Source organism: Candidatus Binataceae bacterium (genome assembly GCA_035508495.1).
Classification (GTDB): domain Bacteria; phylum Desulfobacterota; class Binatia; order Binatales; family Binataceae; genus JASHPB01.
Map to the genome: position 1 here is coordinate 25,832 of DATJMX010000078.1, position 20,741 is coordinate 46,572.

The following is a 20,741-nucleotide window of genomic DNA, read 5'->3' on the forward strand; positions in this document are numbered from 1 at the left end:
CTCGCCCGCGGCTGACGCCGCAGGCGGAAGCTGCAAGCCGGAAGAGGCTGCGGTTCGATTCGCCCTGCGAATCGGACCGCGGGTGAGGGAGCAGCGCTCGAAGCTTGGCAGAATGTGAGCAACGAAGTTTGCGGCATGCTCCCGCCGCAGACACCCTCACCCGGCTGGAGAGCAGCTTGAACTCAGAAATCTCAAGCTGCCGGCCAGCCGACCCTCCCGCTTTGCGGGCGAGGTTATTACTGAGTGCAGCTCTTCGGTCAGGTCGATTCGGATGACATCGAGCGCTGGCCGGGTGTAATCATCAAAATGACTTGCCGGAGGTTTTTATGAGCGCCACCGCCGCCGACTTCTATTTCAACAATCGCCTCGAAGCCGTTCTCTACGGCGAAGGCAAGGTTGCATCGCTTGGCCGCGAGCTCGAGCGGCGCGGCGCACGGCGCGCGCTGATCGTTACTGGCAAGACCCTCGGCCGCTCGCGCCTGCTCGAACAGGTCAAGCAGGCCTGCGGCAATGCACTCGCAGGAGCGTTCACCGGCACGGCTCAGCATGTGCCCTCGAAAACCGTGCTCGCGCTGGCCGACGAAGCGCGGCGGCTCGAGGCCGACGCGCTGGTCAGCTTCGGCGGCGGCAGCCCCAACGACTGCGCCAAGGCCGCGATCATGAACGTGATCAAGTCCGGCGGCCGCGAAATCATCCTGATCGCGATTCCGACCACGCTCTCGGCCGGAGAATTTACTCCCGCGGGCGGCATCACCGACGAGGCGACGATGATCAAGGGTGGTGTCGCCGACGCGCGCTTGATGGCCCGGGCCGTCATTCTCGACCCGGTCATGACGACGGAAACGCCGGCCTGGCTGTGGGCTTCGACCGCGATGCGCTCGCTCGACCACGCCGTGGAGAGCTCGTATTCGTCGCGGCATCAGCCGTTCACCGACACGCTGGCGGCGCGAGCGATCGCGATGCTCGATGAGCACCTGATGCCCTCGCTCAAAGGCGGCGGCGATGAACTCGAGCATCGCCTGCAATGCCAGCTCGCGGCGTGGTTTTCGATCTTCGGCATGAACAACACGCGCGCGGGAATCTCGCACGCGCTCGGCCATCAGATCGGTCCACGCTGGAACGTGCCGCATGGCGTCACGTCATGCATCACGCTGCCGCACGTGATGCGCTTCATGGCGGGCGTCGCACCCGAGCGTTTCGCGCCAATCGCACAGGGCCTCGGACTGCGCTTCGACGCGTCCAATCCAAAAATGGCGGCGCAGGAATGCGCCGATCGCGTCGCAAGGTTCATCGGCAAATTTGAAGTGCCAAATCGTCTGCGCGACGTCGGCGTGGCGCGCGAAGAAATCGGTTCGATCGCCGAAACCGTCCTCGAGGAAGTGAAACGTTCAAACACGGTGGGTCGCGAAGTAACGACCGCGAACCTGTTGGAAATCCTCGAAGCCGCATATTAACCGGCTGTTGCGGCGGAGAAGGCTTGATCGTCAGACAACTAAAGCGCAACGAAATCGAGCAGGTCTGGAGCATCGATCGCAGCGAGCGCATCGAAAACATCTACAAGCTCCAGAACGGCCTGCTCACGCTTGTGCCGCAACCGATCGATGTCCGCGGATGGCCACCCGGCGAACCCGAGAAATACACTCCGATTCTCCGCGAATGCTTCGACCGCGGAGGATGGCTCCTCGGTGCGTTCGACCGGACAAACCTGGCCGGCGCGGTCGTGCTTGACAACCAGTTTATCGGCCCGAACAACGATCAGCTGCAACTCGAGTTTCTTCACATAAGCAGTTCGTCTCGCCAGCAAGGATTGGGCCGCCGTCTGTTCGATCTCGCCAAAGCTACGGCTCGCGAGCGCGGAGCGCGGCGCCTCTACATTTCCGCGACGCCATCCGAGAACACGGTCAACTTCTATCTGCGCCGCGGATGCTCGATCGCGAAGACGCCCGATCCGGTGCTGTTCGCACGCGAACCCGAAGATATCCACCTCGAATGCGAACTTTGAAGCGCGGCTCGCGCGATCAATCAGGGACCGAGGGGGCCGACGTTCAGCGAGTTCGGTGTCTGCTGCTGGATGCCCCACTGCCCGCCGGGATTGGTTGGAATGCCATTGTCCGCGGGCGCGTCGGGGCCTTCGACTGTCACCGATCCTCCGCCCGGCACCGGAATCGTGACGCTGTGCGGCGCTGGACCGTCGTCGGGCTGCGGCACGGTCAGATCACCAGGCTGCTGGTAGTCGCTGGGATCGGGTGGCCCATTGCCCGCATCGGGCATTGCCGGTATCGCGTCCTGTGCGCGCGCGATCGGCGGTGCGAACGCAAACAGTCCCAAAGCGAGAGCGACGGCAACAGCGCGAGTCATCGTTATCAGGAATCCACGCATACAAGTCTGCCACGCGCCGCGGTTTCTTTCATCACGATCGTCGCTTAGCGTCTGAGGCCTCGTGATGATAAGCAGGAACGTCGATGACTACCTGCTATGGCCTGATACGTCGGCAAGTTTGCGCTGCCGCTGCGTTGTTGCTGTTGCCAGCAATCCTCGCAGGATGCGCCACGGCGCCGGAATCGCAACCCGAGCTCAGCAGATGGGGCGAATCTTCCACCGAGCTTCCGTCGGCCCCGGCTGCCGTCGAAACGCCTGCGACCGCTCCGGCGATCCATTCGGGCGACGTCTGGATCGACCGCATCGGCGACAAAGACAAGCGCTTCGTTGTCGGTGCGACGGAGAAGAGCGGCGCCGCCTTCGTTGACGAGTGGGGCAACCAGATGCGCACGACGGCGGAATGGAATGTGCTCACCTATCGCTCGCTCACGTTCGCCGACGCGCCGCCGACCAACTACGATCCCGCGATGCAATGGTTTTCGTTTCCGCTCGAGCCCGGCAAGGAATGGAATATGACTTCGCGCTGGCAGGCGCCCGATCTTTCGCTCGTGGGCACGACCGTCGTCGAGGGCAGGGTCGGCAACTGGGAGGACATCGAGGTGCCGGCGGGGAAGTTTCACGCGCTGCGCGTCGATATCAGCAATCGGGTGTATGGCCGGATGGGCGCCGCCCAGGAGATCGATATTACCTACTGGTGGGTGCCCGCGGTGAATCGCTGGGTTAAGTATTACTACCGCGGGACGACCGAGGGCACCATACTGGCCGAGATGGTCGCATACCAGCCGGCGGCCGGCGCGCATCAATAATGGTAGTTGTAACGATCGTCGATTGCCTCGCCTCGCGGCCCGCAATATAGAACCGCTGACACGCTGGGGCCGGCCCGCACCGACCGGCTCCACGAACCGACAACGGAGGTTAGTCATGCTGAAGATTTACGGAACGTCGATGTCGCGCGCGGCGCGCTCGCTGTGGGCGGCCGAAGAGCTCGGCCTCACCTACGAGCACATCCCCGTCGGCTTCGACGGCGGAACACGCAAACCCGAGTATCTGAAGATCAATCCTAACGGCCACATCCCTGCGATTGACGACGACGGCCACGTCATGTGGGAGTCGATGGCGATCAACCTCTATCTCGCCGAGAAGAACGGCAAGGCGCCCTTCTGGCCGGCAGACGTGCGTGGGCGCGGCCTCGCGCAGCAGTGGAGCTTCTTTGGCATGACTGAGCTCGAGCCGCAGCTGATGGTGTTGCTGATGAACAAGCTGTTCCTGCCGGCGGAGCAGCGCAGCGACGCCGCCGTGAAAGGCGCGACCGAAGCGCTCAAGGCGCCGCTCGGCGTGCTCAACGATCATCTGAAGGGCAGCGAGTATCTGCTCGGCAAGGATTTCACGATCGCGGACCTCAATGTCGCGTCCATCTTGAGCCTCGGCAATTTCGTGCAGTTTGATTTCTCAGGCACTCCCGCCATGGCCGCATGGCTCGGCAAGTGCCTCGGCCGCCCATCGATGCAGCGCGCCTCGCAGAAGAAGTAGTCGACTCGCGGGAGCCGCGCCCGGCGCGACTCCCCTATCTCCACACTCAGAAAACACGGCGACTTGCGGTTCTTGTCTACTACGGAGATGGCGGCTTGCGGCCGATGAAGATCGGTTCGTCCATCAACTCGTACTCGCTTGCGCGCTCGGCGCCAGCCAGATCAAACGCGGTGACGACGCGCGATTCGAAGCCCGCGCCGCGCAGCCGTGCTTCCAGGTCAAAGCCGTAAAGCCGCCAATGATACTCGCGCTGCGGGTCGGGCCTGCCATACTCCTCGGTCGGCATCGTCTTCCAGTTCAGCTGCATCGGCACCATCGTGATTGCGATGCCGCCCGGGTTCAGCACGCGCGCGAACTCCGCGAGCGCGCCGCGGTCGTCGCCGACATGCTCGATGACGTGGCTCGAGACGATCATCTGAAACGATTCGGAGCGGAATGGCAGTCGCGTCGCATCCGCACAGACCATCGCGAGCTTGGTTTTCAAATCAATCGTCACGTAGCGAAGATCGCCGCGCGTCGTGAAGAGCGGCGTCACCATGTGATCGGCGGCGAGATGCAGCACGGCGCTTCCCGGCTTCAGGCGCGCAACTTCAGCCTCGAGAAACAACCAGAGCGCGCGATGCCGCGAATGGCTGCCGCAGCCGGGACAGATGATCGCGTTCTGCCAATGACTCGCGTCGTCGAGCAGGCGCATCCCGCTCCATCCGCAGCAGGGGCATCGTTTGCGTGCAGGGCCGACGAGGTTCGCCACCCGATAAAGCCGATTCTTCTGTTGCCGCCACACGTAGCGCAGCGCGGCGGCGCCGCCCTGGTTGCGATAGCGGCGGATTACCCGATGCAGTCCCATGACGCTGCTAAACTATATTACGCGCGCGCCGGTTGCTTATTCGGATGGCGATTTCGATTGGAGATCCGCCTTGCCAGTAGCCAGATCAACCGGAACCGAAATATGCTCATGCGCAATTAGCCATTTGCCGCGGAAATTCGCGTATCCATCTGTAACGCGCAGAATGAGGTCGCTTTTCTTTCCCTGCGGATCGGTACAAGTAAAATGCTGTATGCAATGGCTGTAGGCGTAGCGCGTATCGCCGACGATTTCGAGCTCGCTGATCTCTACTTTCGGCGCGTCCTTGCAACCGGCGAGGGCATTTTTCCAGTCGTCTTTATATGCTTGCCAACCCGTATACTGACGCGGCGGCATTACATCGAACACCACGAGGTTGTCGCTATTAGTATAGTTAGCCATGATCCCGTCGAGATCCTTGGCCTGAACAGCGGCTGCGAAACGATTCTCGAGTTCCTCGATCGCGGTGGTGGGATCTGTCAGTGCGGGAGCCTCGTCGCGCCACATCATCACCACAATCAGCGCCGCAATCGGTGCAATCAGTAGCGTCCACTTGATCTTCGACATGGCAGGTCCTCCCCCTGGCTCGGCAAAGATTAACTTCCTGCGGTGAGCCAGCAGATACCTACGCGCGACAAGGCGCGCCGGTCAAGCCATCGCGAAGGTGACTTGGGACTCTACTTTTTACCCGCGGGCTTGATTGCTACTGAAGCTTCTGTAGTCAGCAGCAGGAATGTCATCGTTTCCTGCAAATACAAAGTGACTATTCGATCGTTGTGACTGAGATAGCCGATCGACACGTCCTGCCCGAGATGCAATTCGAAATCGCCGCCGCGCTTGGTCAGCACGAATGCGCCCGCGATCGCGGGCGCATAGATTATGTCTTCGCCGACCAGGCGCTGGATATGCTCAATCACCGGGTAGCCGTGATCGCTCGCTTCGCTCAGCGCGGTGTAGGCGTCGGCGCCGAGCAGAACTGAGTATGGACCGTTGACCCCGGCGAGGCGCAACTGGTTGAGCGACTCGGCGATTACGTCGGGATAATTGGAAACGTCGGGCGGCAACGCCAGCACCTTGTTGCTCGTTCCCTGCCGGATACCTTCGATCCCGGCCGCGCCGTAGCCGTCGAATATCGCGCGATCCTCGGTGAAAGCGATTTTCTTCGCTGCATCCTTCAGCGGCTGCCAATCCGAATCATTGGCGCCGCGCTCGACGTCATCGATCGCCTGGCGCTCGAGTTCGAACGGCACCCGCACCTCGACCAGCGCTTTCACGTCGCGCTGGCGCGTCATCACTCCGTCACCGGGCGACGCGAGATTATGCAGATGGCCCGTGCCAACCGCGGAGAGCATCGTGCCGCCCGGTCCTTTGACATCAACGACGCGCCGGCCTGCCAGGTAGCGCTTGAGCGTGCGCGCGGCTTCTTCTTCAATTTGAGCCCACGCGGAGTCGGAAATCGGGGCAAGTTCGCGGTGCAGGTTATTCATCGCGTGATTCTCCTTTGAGGGAGCCGATGCCGAGCGAATCGTCTTTTGGATGCGCAGCTTCGGATGGAGTTTCGGTGGTGACAGTTTGCGGCGGTCCGTCGGGCGTGACCGCATCGAGGAACGTGAGCGACGGCACGAAAAACAGATTGCCGGTCGCCGCCTTGCTGAAATCAAGCAGCCGATCGTAGTTGCCGGGCGGGTCGCCGATAAACATGTTGTCAAGCATCTTCTCGGTGATCCGCGGCGTGCGCGCATAGCCGATGAAGTAGGTGCCGTAGTCGCCGTGACCGGGACGGCCGAAGGCCATGTTGGCGCGAAAGATCGCACGCTCGACGCCGTCCTCGACAATCGTCGTCAAGGCATTGTGCGCGTATGACGGCTTCACGGTGTCATCGAGCTCGACGTCGGAAAGCTTCTTGCGGCCGATGAATTGCTCCTGGGTCTCGGTCGGCAGCTTGTTCCATCCGTCGAGATCGTGGAGGTACTTCTGCACGATGACGTAGCTGCCGCCGGCGAATCCCGGGTCTTCGGCGCCAATGATTGTCGCGTCGATCGCTTCAGGGCCAACGGGATTCTCGGTGCCATCGACGAAGCCGAGCAGATCGCGCTCGTCGAAGTAGCGAAATCCCTGGACCTCGTCGGCCACGGCGACGGCGCCGCCCAGCTTGATCATTATCTGGGTGGCCAGCTCGAAGCAGAGATCGTCGCGCTCGGCGCGAATATGAAACAGGAGGTCGCCGGGCGTCGCCACGGCAATTCGCGAGCCCGCTCGAATCTCGCGAAAGGGATGGAGCTCGGCCGGCCGCGGATCTCCGAAAAGCCCGTCCCACGCCGCGGAGCCGAAGCCCATCACGCATGACAGATGGCAATCGGGTTCGCGGAAGCCGACTGCGCGGACCAGGGCCGACAAATCGGCGCATAGCGAGCGCACCGTCGACGCGTTGTCCGCGCCCTGCTTAATCGTGAGGACGAGGAAGATCGTCGAGCGCGTGAGCGGCGTAACGACAGCCTGGGTCATTACCGGCGCCGGAGATTGTACTTCAGGATTCGGCACGGCGACATTTCAGCACGATTGCCCGCTGCGAAGAAAACGAAAATCGCGGGCCGGAATCTAGACGAGAGCGCCGCCGCAGCTCGAGCCTGCGCCCGCCGTGCATCCGAAACAGTGCGACCCGGTCGCGATCGGCATGCCGCCGAGCGTGGAGAGATCGTCGATGTCCCAGATTGTGCGCGGCGCGTGTTGGCCGCCGAGCGGCATCGTGAGCATCTGGTTGAAGTCGCAATCGTAGAGCCGCCCGTCCCATCCAATGCTCACGAGATCGCGGCACATCAATCCCTCGACCGTCGCCGGATTGAAATGATTCACGAGCAGGCTCATGTACTCCGCGACGCGCCCCTCGCGATCGAGCTGGCGCGCGAAGCGCTCGATCGGCATGTTGGCGAGCGTCAGCAGTTGGTCGAAACGAACACCGAAGTTGCGTCCGAGTTCCTCCCGATAAGTCGCCTCGAGCTCAGGCTGCGACGGCGGCAGCATCGGACCGAGCGGATTGTAAACCAGATCAAGCCGCAGCTCTCCGGTGCCAAAGCCGAGCGCATTGAGCTGTTGAAGCGCCGCGATACTGCGGTCAAAAACGCCGTTGCCGCGCTGCTTATCGACATTGCCCGCGGTGTAGCACGGCAGCGAACAGACGAGCGCGACGCGATGCTCGCGGTAGAACTCCGGCAGCCATTCCATGCCGGGTTCGAGCGTGACAGTCAGATTACATCGCACGATGACCTCGCATCCGCGCGCGCGGGCGCGCCCCACGATCATCGCGAAATTCTCGTTGAGCTCGGGAGCGCCGCCGGTGATATCGACCGTCGCGATCGATCCACTGTTGCCGAGCAATTCGAGCACGCGCTCCGCCGTGGCGTGCGTCATCTGCTCCACCCGCTTCGGGCCTGCATCGACGTGGCAGTGATTGCAGGCCTGGTTGCAGAGTTTGCCGACGTTCACCTGCATCGTGGTCGGAATCCGCCGGCGCAGAGCACCGAGGCCGTGGCGCGCGAGCGTCGCGTCGAAATTTTCACGCGAGTTCGCGGATGTAGGCGAGGTCGCCATCGCCAGAGTTTACACGCATCGCGCAGATCAGCACCATGGCGTTTTCCGGCACAGCGAGCGATGGGGGAGCATCGACGATGAGTAAAATCTCGGGCCTGAAAACCTATAGCGGCGGATGCCATTGCGGAAAGGTCCGCTTCGAAGCGACGGCGCCGCTCGAATTCGTTGACGAGTGCAACTGTTCGATCTGCACCAAGAAGGCGTACCTGCACTGGGTGGTCCCGCGCGACGCGTTCAAGATGCTGACCGCCGAGGAAAATCTCGCTACTTACTCGTTCAACACTGGCGTCGCGAAGCATCATTTCTGCCGCGCCTGCGGCGTCGCGCCGTTCTACATTCCGCGCTCCGATCCCGACAAGGTCGATGTGAACGCGCGATGCATCGACGGGATCGATCTCGCTAGCCTGCGCGTCGAGAAGTTCGACGGGCGGAACTGGGAGAAGTCCTACGAGACGTATCGCGTCGAGCGGCGCGGCGACAAACCAGAACAGGAGCGCCAGTGACGCGGATCGGATTCATCCGCGACGATTTCGACGTCTTCAAGATCGAAGGCTTCGGTCCGCGGATGGCGAAAATATACGAGCGCATCCGGCCGCGCCTGATTAGGCTCGGCGACGAACTCGTGCCGGAGCTCGCGCGCAAGCTCAAGATGGAATTCCATCCGCACGTCGCGGCGCATCGGCGGCGCACCGTGAATCCTCCAGACGAAACGTGGGCCGCGTTCGGACCCTCGCCGCGCGGCTACAAACGCTACGGGTATCTCGCGCTCGCGATCTCCGCTTCGGGACTCCATGCGCGGGCAGTCGTCAAGACCGAGGCGGATCTGCGCTCCGAGATGGCGCGCCTCATCGCGGCGAGATCATCAGAGCTCGAAAAATCATTTCGCGGCACGAACATCGCCCGCTACGACAAGTGGGATTTCGAGACTCTGCCAGAGCAACTGCCCGCCACCGCCGAATTTTTCACAAACGTCGGCGATGAGCTGAAAAAGAAAACCGGAGTCATCGATATCGGTTTCGGATGGCCGCTGCGCGAGGCGCTGCGTCTCGATCGTGCGGAGCTGCTCGACGCCTACCGCGAGCTGGAGCCGTTCTATCGCATCCTGCGGTCGGTCGTGCTGTAGCCGCCGCTACGAGACAACGTCGAACTGCACACGCAGTCATCGCGGGTGTCGATCTTGCGGTCGGTACCGTTGAGTCGTTCCAATTGCTTGATAAGCTGATAGTGGCAACTACGCAGCGGTCGCTAACGCGAGGAGCAACGGCAGTGACTGATTGGCGCCATATTTCTGTAAAGCGGATCGCGGGAGCGCTGGGCGCCGAGGTTGAGGGAGCCGATCTGGCAAATCTCACCGATGCGGCATTTGCAGAGATTCACGCCGCATCTCTCGAACACCAGGTGCTGTTCTTTCGTGACCAGGAGATAACCCGGGATCAGCACAAAGCCTTTGGCCGGCGATTCGGTGCGCTGCAGATTCATCCCTTCGAGCAGCCGCTCAAAGCGCAAGGCCATCCGGAATTCGTGGTCTTTCATAGCAGCACCAAGTATCCGTACGTTGCCGAGGCCTGGCACAGTGACGTGACCTTTCTCGAAAAGCCATCGCTGGGCTCGATTCTGCGCTGCGTGGTCGCGCCCCCCTTCGGGGGTGACACGATGTGGACGAGCATGTACGCGGCTTACGAGGCGCTCTCCCACAAGATGCAGCGCTTCCTGTCCGACCTCACCGCGATTCACAACATGATGCGGGTTTTCTCAATGGTCGAGTATCGAAACGAAGGGATCACGTCCGAAGAGACGGCGGCGCTGCGAAGATCCTCCGCGGAGCATCCCGTTGTCCGCACTCATCCCGAAACAGGGCGCAAGGGACTGTTCGTCAACTCGCACTTCACGGCTTCGATCAAAGGAATGAAGGCCTCGGAGAGCACGATGCTCTTGAGTTTCCTTTACCGCCATATAGAGACGCCGGATTTCAACTGTCGCTTCCGCTGGCGCGCCAACTCGGTCGCGATGTGGGACAACCGATGCACGCAGCATCGCGCGGTTGCCGACAATCCGGCGGTTGAACGATATCTCGAAAGAGTCACGATCGAAGGCGACCGGCCCTTCTGAGCGCGCCAACACAAGTGGATTCGACTTGGCCGATGGCGTTAAGATAGCCCGCGATGGATCCGAAAGAGATCGAGCAGATGATCGCGACGGCGTTGCCCGGCTCGCAGGTCGAGGTGAAGGACTACACCGGCGGCGGCGATCATTTCGAGGCGCTGGTCGTGAGCCCCGCGTTCGAGGGCAAGACCCTCGTCGAGCGTCATCAGATGATCTATGGTGCGCTCGGCGACGCGATGCGCGTGCGGGTTCATGCGCTCACGCTGAAGACGCTCACGCCAGCACAATACGAAACCCGGAGGTAGGGCCACGATGGCTGATATCAACCAACAGATCGACCAGGCGGTTCGCAAGAACAAGATCATGATCTTCATGAAGGGCACGCGGAACTTTCCGCAGTGCGGATTCTCGGCCGCCACCGTCCAGGTATTCGAGAACCTCGGCGTGCCGTTCGAGACTGCCGACGTGCTCGCCGACCAGGAGTTGCGCGAGGGCGTCAAGCAATACAGCAACTGGCCGACGATTCCGCAGGTCTTCATCGACGGCAAGTTCGTCGGCGGCTGCGACATCATCCGCGAGCTCTACGAGACCGGCGAGCTGGAGACGATGGTGAAGGCCGCAGTCGGCACCAGCGCGCCGCAGTAACCGAACCGCGCGGTCATCAAGTATTCAAAGGGCGTGGCGATACGCGTCGGCGTGTCGCGACGCCTTTTCACTTCGAGCGTTCGATTCTGCGGAGCAAGCCCTGAATGAACTTGGTCAGGGCGGGATCGGACGTGAGTCGTGCTGACTCCTTAAGGCGTTTCACAGCCTCCTGCGGATTGCCGGTCTTATAAAGGCTGCTGGCCAGCCATGCGAGCGCCCGCGCGCGTCGCTCGCCTTTCAGGCCCGCGCGCAGCGCCGAGCGGTAGTGCGGGATCGCCTGGGCCTCGCGCGAATTGTTGTCGTGAAATAGCGCAAGCTGGAAATGGGCCTCGGCGCGATCCTCCCGCGAGCGTGCCTGCGCAAGCTGCGCGTCGAGCGCATTCAAATTCCGCCGCGTTTTCCCTGCCCGCAACTTGGTGTCCTTGGTGCCTTTGTGGTGAGTCTTCTTCCGGGTTTTCGATTGACCCTCGACCAGCGGCCTAGTAGTCGTCTCATATTCCCGCGCGGAGGTAATTGTCATGCTAACCGAACAGGAAAAGAGTTTTCTCGACGCACTCGCGAAAGCGCCGGTTCCCGGCAGTATCGCCGACCTGCGCAAGATGATGGAAAGCTTCGCGCCGATGATGAATCAGAATCCGCCCGAGGTTGGCGCTTTCCATGAGGACGTGGAGCTGCGGCCGGGACTGCGCGCTGATATCGCCGTGCCGAAAGGCGCGGGACCTCATCCGGTGGTCGTCTATCTGCACGGCGGCGGATGGGTTGCGGGCAGCCCCAAGTCGCATCGCAAGCTCGGGATGCAATTCGCAGACGCCGGCTATCTCACGATCAACGTCGATTACCGCCTCGCGCCAGAGCATCCGTTTCCCGCCGGCCTCGACGATTGTGTTTTCGCGATCAAGTGGGCCGGACAGAACGCGGCGAAATATCATGGGGATTCAAATCGGATCGCAGTCGGCGGCGATTCCGCCGGCGGCAATCTCACGGCCGCATCGGTTACGTCACTCGCGGCTGAGAATTACAGCGGTCCCAAGCCGCGCGCGGCGCTTTTGATTTATGGACTTTTCGATTTTCCGGCGCAGCTCAAGGCTTCGGGCGGCAATGCGATGATCACGGAGATGACGAAGGCATACGCGGGCAGCGCCTATCCCGACATTCTCAAGGATCCGCGCGTGAGCCCGATCTTCGCCGTCAAGCCGGGCGCGCTGCCGCCATCGTTTGTCGTATGCGGCACGGCAGACACGCTGGTCAGCGATTCGCGCACGATGGCCGAGGCGCTGAAGCGCGCCGATATCCGTCACGAGGTACATATCTACGACGACATCCCGCACGGCTTCCTGCAGATGGACAATCTGTCAGCGTGTCGGGACGCATTCGGCAAGATGGTGGATTTCCTGAAACGAACGATCTGACAGCCGCATCAGGTCAAAGCGAAAAACGCGAGGGCGGCCATCAAGCCGCCCTCTGCTTTTTCACGGGCAGCAAAATGAGCGAGTGGTTCGATGACGACAGCTTCTGGCAGAACTTCGAGGGCTGGATGTTCTCGCCGGAGCGGATTGCTGATGCGCGCGCCGAAGTGGAGCGGATGGTCGCGCTGCTCGGAATCGCGGGCGGGGCGCGCGTGCTCGATTTGTGCTGCGGCGTCGGCAGGCATTCGCTGGAATTCGCACGGCGCGGCTTTCTCGTCACGGGAGTCGATCGAACGCGCTCCTATCTCGAGAAGGCGCGCACTGCGGCTGCAAAGGAAAAGCTGGTGATCGAGTTCGTCGAGTCCGACATGCGCGAGTTCGCGCGGCCCGACACCTTCGATGGCGCGATCAACTTTTTCACCGCGTTCGGCTACTTCGACGATCCGGATGACGAACTGAAAGTCGCGCGCAACCTGTGCGCTTCGCTAAACCCGGGCGGGCGTTTACTCATCGATCTCGTCGGCAAGGAGATCATCGCGCGTGATTTCCGGCCGCGCGACTTCAATCGGCGCGGCGACGTGATCATGCTCGAAGAGCGGCGCCTGCTCGATGGATGGAAACGTCTCGATTGCAAATGGACCTTGATTCGCGGCGACGAGCGCCACGAATCGACGCTGAGCCTGCGTCTCTATTCAGGCGCTGAGGTGGAAACGCTGCTGCGCAGCGCCGGGTTTACGAAAGTTGAGCTGTACGGCGGACTAAGCGCGAAACCCTATGATCAGAGCGCGCAAAGGTTGATCGCTGTCGCTACGAAATGATCGTTAGATGATCCGCGTGGCCGGCGGCGGGCCGCCCCACCATCGGATACGCCCGGTATCGACGTGGACGAAGTCGCTCTTCGGGTAGTAGCCGACGCCTCCACTGTGGAGTGACAGCGCTGCCGCGCGGAGAGTCTCGAGGCTGCGGCCTTCGATGCAGATATCGATGGCGCGGCCTTCGATATGCAGGCTGTGCACCGCGACGCCTTCGCTGTTCGCATGAAGCATCGCATTGGTCTTGGGCGAGCGGTATCCCGAAATGATCTGGAACGGCTGCGAGGTGCCGAGCTTCTGATGGAGCCGCACCAGCAGGTCGAGCAGGTTGCGGTCGATGGGCTTGATCTCGTTGGCGCGGAAATCGCGCAGGATATAGTCGATGCGCGAAAGCTCCTCGGGGAAGTAGGAGCCGTCAGCCCAGTAGGTCGTCGAGAGATTCTCGCCGGTGTGGAGGTTGTGGAAGCTGAGCACGCGGCGCCGCGCCATCACGCGAATTCCCGCCATCGCCACGGCAGGCACCGCAAGCTGGGCGGCCGCAATCGCGCCCATCCTGAGAAAGCTCCGCCGCGTTACGATCGATCCTTTCCCCGCTTCGGTCTCGTGATTCATCGAGGCCTCCCCAAACCGTGACGTAATGACTCTCCACGAAAACGCGATCAGGATCAATCCCTGAACACTTATCGGTCAGGTGTCAGTTAGGCGTAGGAGGGCGTTAGATAGCTTCTGCCGCAGCAATCAGCTTTTCCAGGGATTACCCCAGCGATCGTGAATTGCAACGTCGGTCAGGGGCTTTCTGCGCACCAGACCGAAATTGCCGATCGGATATCCAATCGGCATCAGCGCGTACGTGTGCACGTCATCCGGGATACCAACCGCTGCCTTAATCTCGTCCTCGCACAGCAGGTGATTCGTCGTCAGCACCGTGCCGAGGCCAAGCGCGCGGCAGGCGAGGATGATGTTCTGCACCGCGGGATAGATGCTCGCGAGCGTCGTGCAGACGGCCATCCGGGCCCCGGGTTCGCCGAGATTGCCAAACCCCGGCCGCGGAGCGCGATTGCGGCCGCATACGAGGAGCAGGACTGGCGCCTCGTGCATATGCTCGTGCAGATAGAAGCCGGAGCTCTTCAGATGACGCTCTTCCGATTCGGTCATGTGCGCGGGCCGCGGACGATTCTCATAGTAAGGACGGATGCTGAGCGAGGCCTTAGCGTACGCGGCTCCGACGCGGCGGCGTTGCTCGGGGTCGGTGATCACGACGAAGTACCAATCCTGAGCATTGCCGCCGGATGGCGCGCAGACCGCGGCCTCCAGGACGTGGTCGATGAGCTCTGCGGGGACAGGGTCGGGCTTGAATCTTCGTAGCGCGCGGGCCGTGTGAATCGCCTCGAAGACTCCCAGCTCAGCCATCCTTGCCGCCTTTCTTGAGCGCCTGCTCGACGCCGGCCATCCGCTTGGGCAGGCCCTTGCCTTCCAGCTTGGCCTGCATATAGCCGGAGAGACCCAGCACCATGTGATGCGAATGGGCGTTGCGCACGAAGTTGGAGTAGCCCATCTCGTCCTGCGCCGAGTTGATCGCCCACTTCAGCATGCGGAGCGTCATGCGATCGGATTCCGCGATGCGAGTCGCCAGCGCCGTCGTTTCGGCCTCGAGCTGTGCGCGCGGCACGACGATGTTGACGAAGCCCAGCTCGCACGCCTCGTTGGCGTCGACGAAGCGGCTCTGGAACAGGATCTCCTTGGCCTTGCGCACTGGGATGTCGTAGGGCACGGAGAAGTATTGCAGCAGCGAGGGCAGGAACTTCGCATCATCGGCAGCGACGATCAGATCCATCGCGGCCGCGAACATCCATCCGCCGAAGATACAGAAGCCCTGGACCTGGGCGATCGTCGGCTTGCTGAGGTTGCGCCACCGCAGCGTGTTGTCGAGGAACATATAGCGCGAGCGCTTGTACTCGCCGCGCACGCCTTTGCCGAACGGGCGCGCCTCCCAGTCGGCTTTCTCTTCCGGCGTGCCCAGATCGTGACCCGATGAAAAATGATCGCCCGCGCCGGCGAGGATGATCACGCGGATATCGTCGTCGGCGTCGGCATCGGCAAACGCGCGATCCATCTCCTCGAGCAGCACGCGCGATTGCGCGTTGCGATATTGCGGGCGGTTGAGGGTGACCTTGGCGACGCGATCACTCTTGTCGTAGAGAATCTTCTTGAATTCCATCGTTACCCCCGACGCGTAAAGTTCGGCCGAAACCCCTTCCACTCTATCGCAGCCTTGGCTAGGTTCAATTCCGAATTCCCTTCAGGCGGTAAGTTTTATGGCGCTGTGGAAACCGGATCAGACGTTCTATCCTTCGCCGCGGATGGCGATGAACGCGCCGCGCGAGAAGCTCGCGTACATGGTGACGTTCAATCCCAAACACGACAGCAGCCGGCACGATGCCTTGTGCGTGCTCGATCTCGATCCCGAATCGAAGACCTATGCGCAAATCGTCGGACGCGCCGAGGTTCCCGGCGTCGGCGACGAACTGCATCATTTCGGTTGGAACGCGTGCAGCGCTGCGCTCTGCCCCTACGCGCCTCATCCGCATATCGAGCGCCGTTACCTGCTGGTGCCGGGTCTACGCTCGTCGCGAATTTATATTTTCGATACCAAGCCCGAGCCGCGAAATCCCAAGCTGATCAAGACGATCGAGGCCGAGGAAATCGCGCACGCGACCGGCTACAGTCGCCCGCACACCATTCATTGCGGTCCCGATGCGATCTACGTGAGCGCCCTCGGCACTCCCAGCGGCGACGGTCCCGGTGGAATCTTCCTGCTCGATCACGAGAGCTTCGACGTGCTCGGCCGATGGGAAGTCGATCGCGGGCCGCAGCAGCTCGCCTACGATTTCTGGTGGCATCTCGGCTACGACGTGGTCGTGACCAGCGAATGGGGCACGCCGAAGATGGTCGAAAATGGCGTCGTGCCGGAGCTTCTGCTCGGCGGCAAATACGGTCACGCGCTGCATCTGTGGGATCTGCGGCGCCGGCGGCATCTGCGCACACTCGATCTCGGCGCTGAAAATCAAATGGCGCTGGAGCTGCGCCCATCGCATGATCCGACCAAGACCTACGGCTTCGTCGGCGTCGTGATCTCGACGAAAGATCTCTCGTCCTCGGTATGGCTCTGGTATCGGGAAGGCGAGAAATGGGACATCAAGAAAGTCGTCGAGATTCCGGCCGAGCCTGCCGATCCCGACGTGCTGCCGCCCGCTCTCAAACCGTTCAAGGCTGTGCCACCTCTAGTCACCGACATCAACCTCAGTCTCGATGACAAGTTTCTCTACGTCGCATGCTTCGGCACCGGCGATATGAAGCAATACGACGTAAGTGATCCGTTCAACGCGAAGCTCACCGGCTCGGTGCGCCTGGGCGGTATCGTCTCGCACGCGGCGCATCCGAAGAGCGGCCCGCTCAACGGCGGCTCGCAGATGGTCGAGCTGAGCCGCGACGGCCGCCGCCTCTACGTCACGAATTCGCTTTACGGCGCGTGGGACGAACAGTTCTATCCCGAGGGTATCAAGGGATGGGCGACGAAGCTCGATTGTAATCCCGCGGGTGGTATGGCGGCCGATCCTAATTTCTTCACGACGTTCGACGGCGAGCGGCCGCATCAGATGCGCCTCGAGGGCGGTGACTCTTCGTCGGATTCGTTCTGCTATCCGTGAGCGCGGCGTGGCCGTGGCTCGCGGTCGTGGGCCTCGGCGCGTATCACGGGCTCGATCCGTCGATGGGATGGCTGTTCGCGGTCGCGCTCGGCTTGCAGGAGCGGAGCCGCGCCCGCGTGATTCGAGCGCTGGGGCCGATCGCGCTCGGTCATCTGCTGTCGATTGCGGCAATCGTTGCGATCGTCGTCGGAATCAGCGCGATCGTTGCGATCAGTTACGTACGCCCTGCCGGTGCGGTGCTGCTTATTTTGTTCGGCATCTTCCGACTGCTAAGGCCGCAAGCGCATCCGCGATGGGTTGCGATGCGCGTGAACTCCGCCGAGCTTACGCTGTGGTCATTCCTGATGTCGTCGGCGCACGGCGCGGGCCTGATGCTCTTTCCGATCCTGCTGCGCATCGAGCCAAACATGTGCGTCAGTCCGATGCTTCCGACGTCGCATCCGATCGCGCAGGCCACGGCTGTGGTCCTGCTCCACACCGCCGCGATGCTCGTCGTGATGGGCACGGTCGCGGTTCTCATTTATCAATACGTCGGCCTTGCGATCCTGCGCAGCGCCTGGATCAACCTCGATACAATCTGGGCCGGCGCCCTCGTCGCCGCAGGGCTTCTCTCGCTGGCGATTTGAGGCTGGACTCTAACTCGCGGTGCGCTTCCAGCCGCTGCGCCTATCAGGTGCGTAGGATAAATCGAAAATCTCGATCGCGCGCTTGCTCTTTTTGCCGTTAAAGCTCGCGGCCAGGCCGAACAGTAGTTTTCGCGCTTCGCCACCTTTTTTGGCAGTTAGGGCGCAGGCTCTGACCAGACGATCAGTGCTTTTGCCGAAACTCTTTGTGCCCATTCTCCACGCGCGAGAGGTGTTCCGGTGTCACGCCGATAAGCTGCGCAAAATCCTGAGCCGCCAATCCGGCTTGCTTTCGCAAGAATCTGATCTCATCACCACGAAGCAAGCCGGGTCGCTTCGTTATTTCGTCGGCCAACGATGTGTACAGTTGGGTGACTCGCGGAATAATTGGAGCCTCTTCATGTCCGTTCGGGCAGACGTACACATAGATCCCGTGCAGGAACAACTCGCGCAGCCCGCTTTGTCGGTAGCGATATGGATCGTCGCGCGTCGCGCGCCGCTTCTTCATTTCAGCCTTGCAGTAACCGCAATTCATCGTGGTTTCTTCGCCTTGGAACTAGCGGGCTGGAACGATCGTGAACGGTGACCAACGTCATGAAGCTACCCTCAAATTCGAATACCGCGGCCATCTTGCTGCCGTCCACGGACTTTCCCGAGAGCTTATATCTCCATAAGCCTTCGACGAGGCGATGGCTGGTGACATTTCCGGTTTCGAAAATCAGGTGCGCCAAATCCTGATCGTCATATCAGCGCTGCTCCATACGATTTTGTGCGTGTAACGATGGGACATAGTTCCCGTCGAGCCAGAACCGTTGGATTCGCTCGCGAGCCGCAGTGTGGTTTAAGGCGCGAGCCCGATCGAATCTGTAACTTTTTTGTCACGCCTCCCCTCTCTGACAATCAGGCGCGTTGATTCAATTGATTTTTTATCAAGTGAAACGTGTTAACCGTCAATGCGATTTTCTCTGATCGATAGCGCGTCAAGTCACTCTTTTTTTGACCGGGCGCGCGTGCCAGCATTCATTTATGAGCTTCAGCCTGCTCGTCGTTGAAGACGAGGTTCGGCTTGCCGATTCGCTGGTGACGGGACTTAGCGAGGAGGGTTTCTCGGTTTCGTGGTCGGACACGGCGGAGCTGGCGGCCGAGCGGCTCCAGAATACGCAGTTCGATCTGATCGTTCTCGACATCCAATTGCCTGGTAAAAGCGGCCTCGACCTGTTGCGCGAGATGCGCGCGAGCGGCGCGACTACGCCGGTGCTGATCCTCACCGCGCATGGAACACTCGATGAGCGCGTGACGGGTCTCGACGCGGGAGCTGATGATTACCTCGTCAAACCGTTCGCCTTCGCCGAGCTGGTCGCGCGCTTGCGCGCGCTAATCCGCGGCAGGTCGGCGACCGCGGCGCCGATTCTTAAGGTCGGCGCGATTGAGTTCGACACGACGCGCCGCCGCGCGAAGTCAGGCGGCCAGCCTCTCAGTCTCTCGCCCAAGGAAACGATGCTGCTGGAGCTGCTGATGCGGCATGCGGGGCAAACCGTGACGCGCTCGATGATCGCGGAGACGGTTTGGGAGGCCGACCTCAACGCGTTTACCAATCTGATCGAAGTTTTCATCAACCGCCTGCGCCAGAAGCTGGGTCAGGGCGCGAAGATTCAAACCGTGCGCGGCGTCGGTTACTCGATTCACGCGCAATGACCTCAGCGGCCAGCGGCGCGCCGCTATGAGCATCCGGCTTCGCCTCACGATTTATTGGGCGCTGATTCTCGCCGGCATCCTCACGCTGGCAACCCTCGCTGCATATCAGTTCTTCGCCGGTCAGCGTTGGGCGTCGCTGGATGCGGCGCTGCTTGAAGAGGCTGACGACACCGCGACCGCGATCCAGAAAGCGGGACTGCCGGGCGCAATCGAGATCGTGAAGTCGCTCAGCCTCGAGCGCGATATCGCAGTTCGCCGGCGCGCCCGGTTGGTAATGTCGACCGGAGTGGTCGCGGACTTCGGCGATATGAGAATCATACCGCCGCAGCTCGATCCCGAAACGGCTTCCGACGGAATCTATGCGGTGGAAGGTCATCCTTCCCGTTTTGCGGTAAGCGCTGTGAAGATTAACGGGCATAAGGGGTTGCTCGAAGATGGCGCCGACGTGAGCGCTGTCATGGATTCACTCGAGCAGTTCCGCATTACGCTCATGCTGGTCGTGCCGCTTCTGCTGGTGCTGTGCGTGACGGGAGGATACTGGATCGTCGGGCGCGCGCTGGAGCCAATCGCAACGATGTCGGCGGGACTAACCGCGATTCAGCCCAACATGCTGAGCTCGCGGCTGGCGCCTCCTCCGGCCGACGACGAGGTCGCGCGACTCACGCGTTCGATCAATGCCTTGCTCGAGCGGCTCGAGCGCGCATCGATCGCCGAGCGCCGTTTTGCCTCGGACGCCGCGCATGAGTTGCGCACGCCATTGACGGTGTTGCGCACCGGGCTCGAAGTCGCCCTCGCGCGCGAGCGCTCGGCCACCGAACTACTTGCCGCGCTCACCAACGCGCTCGCCGAAGTGATCGCAATGTGCAAGATGGCCGACGATCTGCTGATGCTGGCCCGGCTCGATCGCGAATCAACCCTGGAGCGCAGCGACGTCGATCTCGCCGCCGTCGCCGGAGAGATCGCCTCGAACGTCGAGCCGCTCGCGCAGGAACGCGGCATCGCATTTACCACTCGGCTCGGCAGCGGAGCGGTAGTCAGCGGCAATCCGCTTCATCTGCGCCGTGTCCTGATTAACTTGCTCGACAATGCGCTCAAGTTCGCCCCCCAAGGCGGCGCCGTCGAGCTCGATCTCGAACGTGTCGACGGCAAAGTGACGATGCGCGTCACCGACAACGGCCCGGGTATCCCGCCTGCCGATCTGCCGCTGGTGTTCGAGCGCTTTTATCGCAGCAAGGCGGCGCGGGCCGAGGGCAGCGGTCTCGGGCTCAGCCTGTGCAAGGAAGTGGTGCGAATGCATGGCGGCGAGATCGCGATTGCAAATCGCCCGAGCGGCGGATGCGAAGCGATCGTATCGTTACCTGCCGCCAGTGGGTAGGTATTTGCGCCTAGTGCGCCGCTTTTCTTTCTGA

General features: G+C 61.7%; 26 protein-coding genes. 15 read left to right on the plus strand and 11 right to left on the minus strand.

Annotated elements, in window-relative coordinates; genetic code table 11:
• The first annotated feature begins 326 nt into the window (after positions 1-326).
• Together VMA09_22890 and VMA09_22895 are read left to right on the plus strand one after the other, a co-directional pair.
• Entirely contained in the window at positions 327-1,454 is a 1,128-nt protein-coding gene (locus VMA09_22890; protein HUA36471.1) for an iron-containing alcohol dehydrogenase, read from the plus strand.
• 23 nt (positions 1,455-1,477) lie between these two features.
• Complete coding sequence (locus VMA09_22895) at positions 1,478-2,002, plus strand: GNAT family N-acetyltransferase (GenBank protein ID HUA36472.1); 525 nt, start codon at positions 1,478-1,480, stop codon at positions 2,000-2,002.
• A gap of 20 nt (positions 2,003-2,022) precedes the next feature.
• Here VMA09_22895 and VMA09_22900 read toward each other — a convergent pair whose 3' ends face one another.
• Positions 2,023-2,358 (minus strand): hypothetical protein, encoded by a 336-nt coding sequence (locus tag VMA09_22900; protein ID HUA36473.1) that lies wholly within the window; start codon positions 2,356-2,358, stop codon positions 2,023-2,025.
• A gap of 104 nt (positions 2,359-2,462) precedes the next feature.
• Between VMA09_22900 and VMA09_22905 the strand changes: the two genes are divergently transcribed.
• Together VMA09_22905 and VMA09_22910 are read left to right on the plus strand one after the other, a co-directional pair.
• Positions 2,463-3,185, plus strand: coding sequence for a hypothetical protein (locus VMA09_22905; protein HUA36474.1), 723 nt, complete (start codon positions 2,463-2,465; stop codon positions 3,183-3,185).
• 115 nt (positions 3,186-3,300) lie between these two features.
• Positions 3,301-3,909 carry a glutathione S-transferase family protein gene (locus VMA09_22910; GenBank protein ID HUA36475.1) on the plus strand — a complete coding sequence of 203 codons (609 nt, stop codon included), beginning with the start codon at positions 3,301-3,303 and terminating at the stop codon, positions 3,907-3,909.
• Between the two features lie 79 nt (positions 3,910-3,988).
• Here VMA09_22910 and VMA09_22915 read toward each other — a convergent pair whose 3' ends face one another.
• From VMA09_22915 to arsS, 5 genes are all read right to left on the minus strand, one after another.
• Positions 3,989-4,756 carry a methyltransferase domain-containing protein gene (locus tag VMA09_22915; protein HUA36476.1) on the minus strand — a complete coding sequence of 256 codons (768 nt, stop codon included), beginning with the start codon at positions 4,754-4,756 and terminating at the stop codon, positions 3,989-3,991.
• Between the two features lie 36 nt (positions 4,757-4,792).
• A complete protein-coding gene (locus VMA09_22920) occupies positions 4,793-5,320 on the minus strand; it encodes a nuclear transport factor 2 family protein (GenBank protein ID HUA36477.1) in 528 nt (175 codons plus the stop codon).
• 110 nt (positions 5,321-5,430) lie between these two features.
• Positions 5,431-6,240, minus strand: coding sequence for a family 1 encapsulin nanocompartment shell protein (locus VMA09_22925; protein HUA36478.1), 810 nt, complete (start codon positions 6,238-6,240; stop codon positions 5,431-5,433).
• Positions 6,233-7,258, minus strand: coding sequence for a Dyp-type peroxidase (locus VMA09_22930; GenBank protein HUA36479.1), 1,026 nt, complete (start codon positions 7,256-7,258; stop codon positions 6,233-6,235). Before VMA09_22930 ends, VMA09_22925 begins: the two co-directional genes overlap by 8 nt.
• A 93-nt stretch (positions 7,259-7,351) precedes the next feature.
• Complete coding sequence (arsS, locus tag VMA09_22935) at positions 7,352-8,341, minus strand: arsenosugar biosynthesis radical SAM (seleno)protein ArsS (GenBank protein HUA36480.1); 990 nt, start codon at positions 8,339-8,341, stop codon at positions 7,352-7,354.
• 77 nt (positions 8,342-8,418) lie between these two features.
• Here arsS and VMA09_22940 point away from each other — a divergent pair, with 77 nt between their 5' ends.
• From VMA09_22940 to grxD, 5 genes are all read left to right on the plus strand, one after another.
• Positions 8,419-8,844, plus strand: coding sequence for a GFA family protein (locus VMA09_22940; protein ID HUA36481.1), 426 nt, complete (start codon positions 8,419-8,421; stop codon positions 8,842-8,844).
• Positions 8,841-9,464: a DUF1054 family protein gene (locus VMA09_22945; GenBank protein ID HUA36482.1), complete on the plus strand. Its 624-nt coding sequence runs from the start codon at positions 8,841-8,843 to the stop codon at positions 9,462-9,464. The genes VMA09_22940 and VMA09_22945 overlap by 4 nt, the downstream gene beginning before the upstream one ends.
• Positions 9,465-9,607: 143 nt before the next feature.
• Positions 9,608-10,450 (plus strand): TauD/TfdA family dioxygenase, encoded by an 843-nt coding sequence (locus tag VMA09_22950; GenBank protein ID HUA36483.1) that lies wholly within the window; start codon positions 9,608-9,610, stop codon positions 10,448-10,450.
• Positions 10,451-10,503: 53 nt separating this feature from the next.
• On the plus strand, positions 10,504-10,749 hold the full coding sequence (locus VMA09_22955) for a BolA/IbaG family iron-sulfur metabolism protein (protein ID HUA36484.1): 246 nt from the start codon (positions 10,504-10,506) through the stop codon (positions 10,747-10,749).
• A gap of 7 nt (positions 10,750-10,756) precedes the next feature.
• Positions 10,757-11,089, plus strand: coding sequence for a Grx4 family monothiol glutaredoxin (gene grxD, locus VMA09_22960; protein HUA36485.1), 333 nt, complete (start codon positions 10,757-10,759; stop codon positions 11,087-11,089).
• 67 nt (positions 11,090-11,156) lie between these two features.
• Here the strand turns inward: grxD and VMA09_22965 are convergent, their stop codons facing one another.
• Positions 11,157-11,474, minus strand: coding sequence for a tetratricopeptide repeat protein (locus VMA09_22965; GenBank protein ID HUA36486.1), 318 nt, complete (start codon positions 11,472-11,474; stop codon positions 11,157-11,159).
• A gap of 133 nt (positions 11,475-11,607) precedes the next feature.
• On the opposite strand from VMA09_22965, the gene VMA09_22970 reads away from it, so the two are divergent.
• Positions 11,608-12,498, plus strand: coding sequence for an alpha/beta hydrolase (locus VMA09_22970; GenBank protein HUA36487.1), 891 nt, complete (start codon positions 11,608-11,610; stop codon positions 12,496-12,498).
• Positions 12,499-12,572: 74 nt separating this feature from the next.
• Positions 12,573-13,313, plus strand: a complete 741-nt coding sequence (locus tag VMA09_22975; GenBank protein ID HUA36488.1) for a class I SAM-dependent methyltransferase — start codon at positions 12,573-12,575, stop codon at positions 13,311-13,313.
• A gap of 3 nt (positions 13,314-13,316) precedes the next feature.
• Here VMA09_22975 and VMA09_22980 read toward each other — a convergent pair whose 3' ends face one another.
• The 3 genes from VMA09_22980 to VMA09_22990 all read right to left on the minus strand — a co-directional run bounded on the left by VMA09_22980 (position 13,317) and on the right by VMA09_22990 (position 15,525).
• On the minus strand, positions 13,317-13,919 hold the full coding sequence (locus VMA09_22980) for a DUF882 domain-containing protein (protein HUA36489.1): 603 nt from the start codon (positions 13,917-13,919) through the stop codon (positions 13,317-13,319).
• A 126-nt stretch (positions 13,920-14,045) separates the two neighbouring features.
• A complete protein-coding gene (locus VMA09_22985; GenBank protein ID HUA36490.1) occupies positions 14,046-14,717 on the minus strand; it encodes a nitroreductase family protein in 672 nt (223 codons plus the stop codon).
• A complete protein-coding gene (locus VMA09_22990; protein HUA36491.1) occupies positions 14,710-15,525 on the minus strand; it encodes an enoyl-CoA hydratase-related protein in 816 nt (271 codons plus the stop codon). The genes VMA09_22985 and VMA09_22990 overlap by 8 nt, the downstream gene beginning before the upstream one ends.
• A gap of 97 nt (positions 15,526-15,622) precedes the next feature.
• Between VMA09_22990 and VMA09_22995 the strand changes: the two genes are divergently transcribed.
• The gene (locus VMA09_22995) at positions 15,623-17,014 is read left to right on the plus strand and encodes a selenium-binding protein SBP56-related protein (GenBank protein ID HUA36492.1); all 1,392 of its coding nucleotides are present in this window, start codon (positions 15,623-15,625) and stop codon (positions 17,012-17,014) included.
• Entirely contained in the window at positions 17,011-17,640 is a 630-nt protein-coding gene (locus VMA09_23000) for a hypothetical protein (GenBank protein ID HUA36493.1), read from the plus strand. The genes VMA09_22995 and VMA09_23000 overlap by 4 nt, the downstream gene beginning before the upstream one ends.
• A gap of 181 nt (positions 17,641-17,821) precedes the next feature.
• On the opposite strand, the gene VMA09_23005 is transcribed toward VMA09_23000, so the two are convergent.
• Entirely contained in the window at positions 17,822-18,172 is a 351-nt protein-coding gene (locus tag VMA09_23005) for a helix-turn-helix domain-containing protein (GenBank protein HUA36494.1), read from the minus strand.
• Between the two features lie 491 nt (positions 18,173-18,663).
• Here VMA09_23005 and VMA09_23010 point away from each other — a divergent pair, with 491 nt between their 5' ends.
• The gene (locus VMA09_23010; protein HUA36495.1) at positions 18,664-19,332 is read left to right on the plus strand and encodes a response regulator transcription factor; all 669 of its coding nucleotides are present in this window, start codon (positions 18,664-18,666) and stop codon (positions 19,330-19,332) included.
• 25 nt (positions 19,333-19,357) lie between these two features.
• A complete protein-coding gene (locus tag VMA09_23015) occupies positions 19,358-20,707 on the plus strand; it encodes an ATP-binding protein (GenBank protein ID HUA36496.1) in 1,350 nt (449 codons plus the stop codon).
• Positions 20,708-20,741: the final 34 nt, after the last annotated feature.

Coding starts and splice junctions, on each gene's coding strand:
- VMA09_22985 (HUA36490.1), bottom strand. CDS start 14,717: ATGGCTGAGCTGGGAGTCTTCGAGGCGATTCACACGGCCCGCGCGCTA.
- arsS (HUA36480.1), bottom strand. CDS start 8,341: ATGGCGACCTCGCCTACATCCGCGAACTCGCGTGAAAATTTCGACGCG.
- VMA09_22955 (HUA36484.1), top strand. CDS start 10,504: ATGGATCCGAAAGAGATCGAGCAGATGATCGCGACGGCGTTGCCCGGC.
- VMA09_23015 (HUA36496.1), top strand. CDS start 19,358: ATGAGCATCCGGCTTCGCCTCACGATTTATTGGGCGCTGATTCTCGCC.
- VMA09_22925 (HUA36478.1), bottom strand. CDS start 6,240: ATGAATAACCTGCACCGCGAACTTGCCCCGATTTCCGACTCCGCGTGG.
- VMA09_22890 (HUA36471.1), top strand. CDS start 327: ATGAGCGCCACCGCCGCCGACTTCTATTTCAACAATCGCCTCGAAGCC.
- VMA09_23010 (HUA36495.1), top strand. CDS start 18,664: ATGAGCTTCAGCCTGCTCGTCGTTGAAGACGAGGTTCGGCTTGCCGAT.
- VMA09_22990 (HUA36491.1), bottom strand. CDS start 15,525: ATGGAATTCAAGAAGATTCTCTACGACAAGAGTGATCGCGTCGCCAAG.
- VMA09_22920 (HUA36477.1), bottom strand. CDS start 5,320: ATGTCGAAGATCAAGTGGACGCTACTGATTGCACCGATTGCGGCGCTG.
- grxD (HUA36485.1), top strand. CDS start 10,757: ATGGCTGATATCAACCAACAGATCGACCAGGCGGTTCGCAAGAACAAG.
- VMA09_22975 (HUA36488.1), top strand. CDS start 12,573: ATGAGCGAGTGGTTCGATGACGACAGCTTCTGGCAGAACTTCGAGGGC.
- VMA09_22970 (HUA36487.1), top strand. CDS start 11,608: ATGCTAACCGAACAGGAAAAGAGTTTTCTCGACGCACTCGCGAAAGCG.
- VMA09_22900 (HUA36473.1), bottom strand. CDS start 2,358: ATGACTCGCGCTGTTGCCGTCGCTCTCGCTTTGGGACTGTTTGCGTTC.
- VMA09_23005 (HUA36494.1), bottom strand. CDS start 18,172: ATGAATTGCGGTTACTGCAAGGCTGAAATGAAGAAGCGGCGCGCGACG.
- VMA09_22905 (HUA36474.1), top strand. CDS start 2,463: ATGACTACCTGCTATGGCCTGATACGTCGGCAAGTTTGCGCTGCCGCT.
- VMA09_22940 (HUA36481.1), top strand. CDS start 8,419: ATGAGTAAAATCTCGGGCCTGAAAACCTATAGCGGCGGATGCCATTGC.
- VMA09_22980 (HUA36489.1), bottom strand. CDS start 13,919: ATGAATCACGAGACCGAAGCGGGGAAAGGATCGATCGTAACGCGGCGG.
- VMA09_22910 (HUA36475.1), top strand. CDS start 3,301: ATGCTGAAGATTTACGGAACGTCGATGTCGCGCGCGGCGCGCTCGCTG.
- VMA09_22915 (HUA36476.1), bottom strand. CDS start 4,756: ATGGGACTGCATCGGGTAATCCGCCGCTATCGCAACCAGGGCGGCGCC.
- VMA09_22930 (HUA36479.1), bottom strand. CDS start 7,258: ATGACCCAGGCTGTCGTTACGCCGCTCACGCGCTCGACGATCTTCCTC.
- VMA09_22995 (HUA36492.1), top strand. CDS start 15,623: ATGGCGCTGTGGAAACCGGATCAGACGTTCTATCCTTCGCCGCGGATG.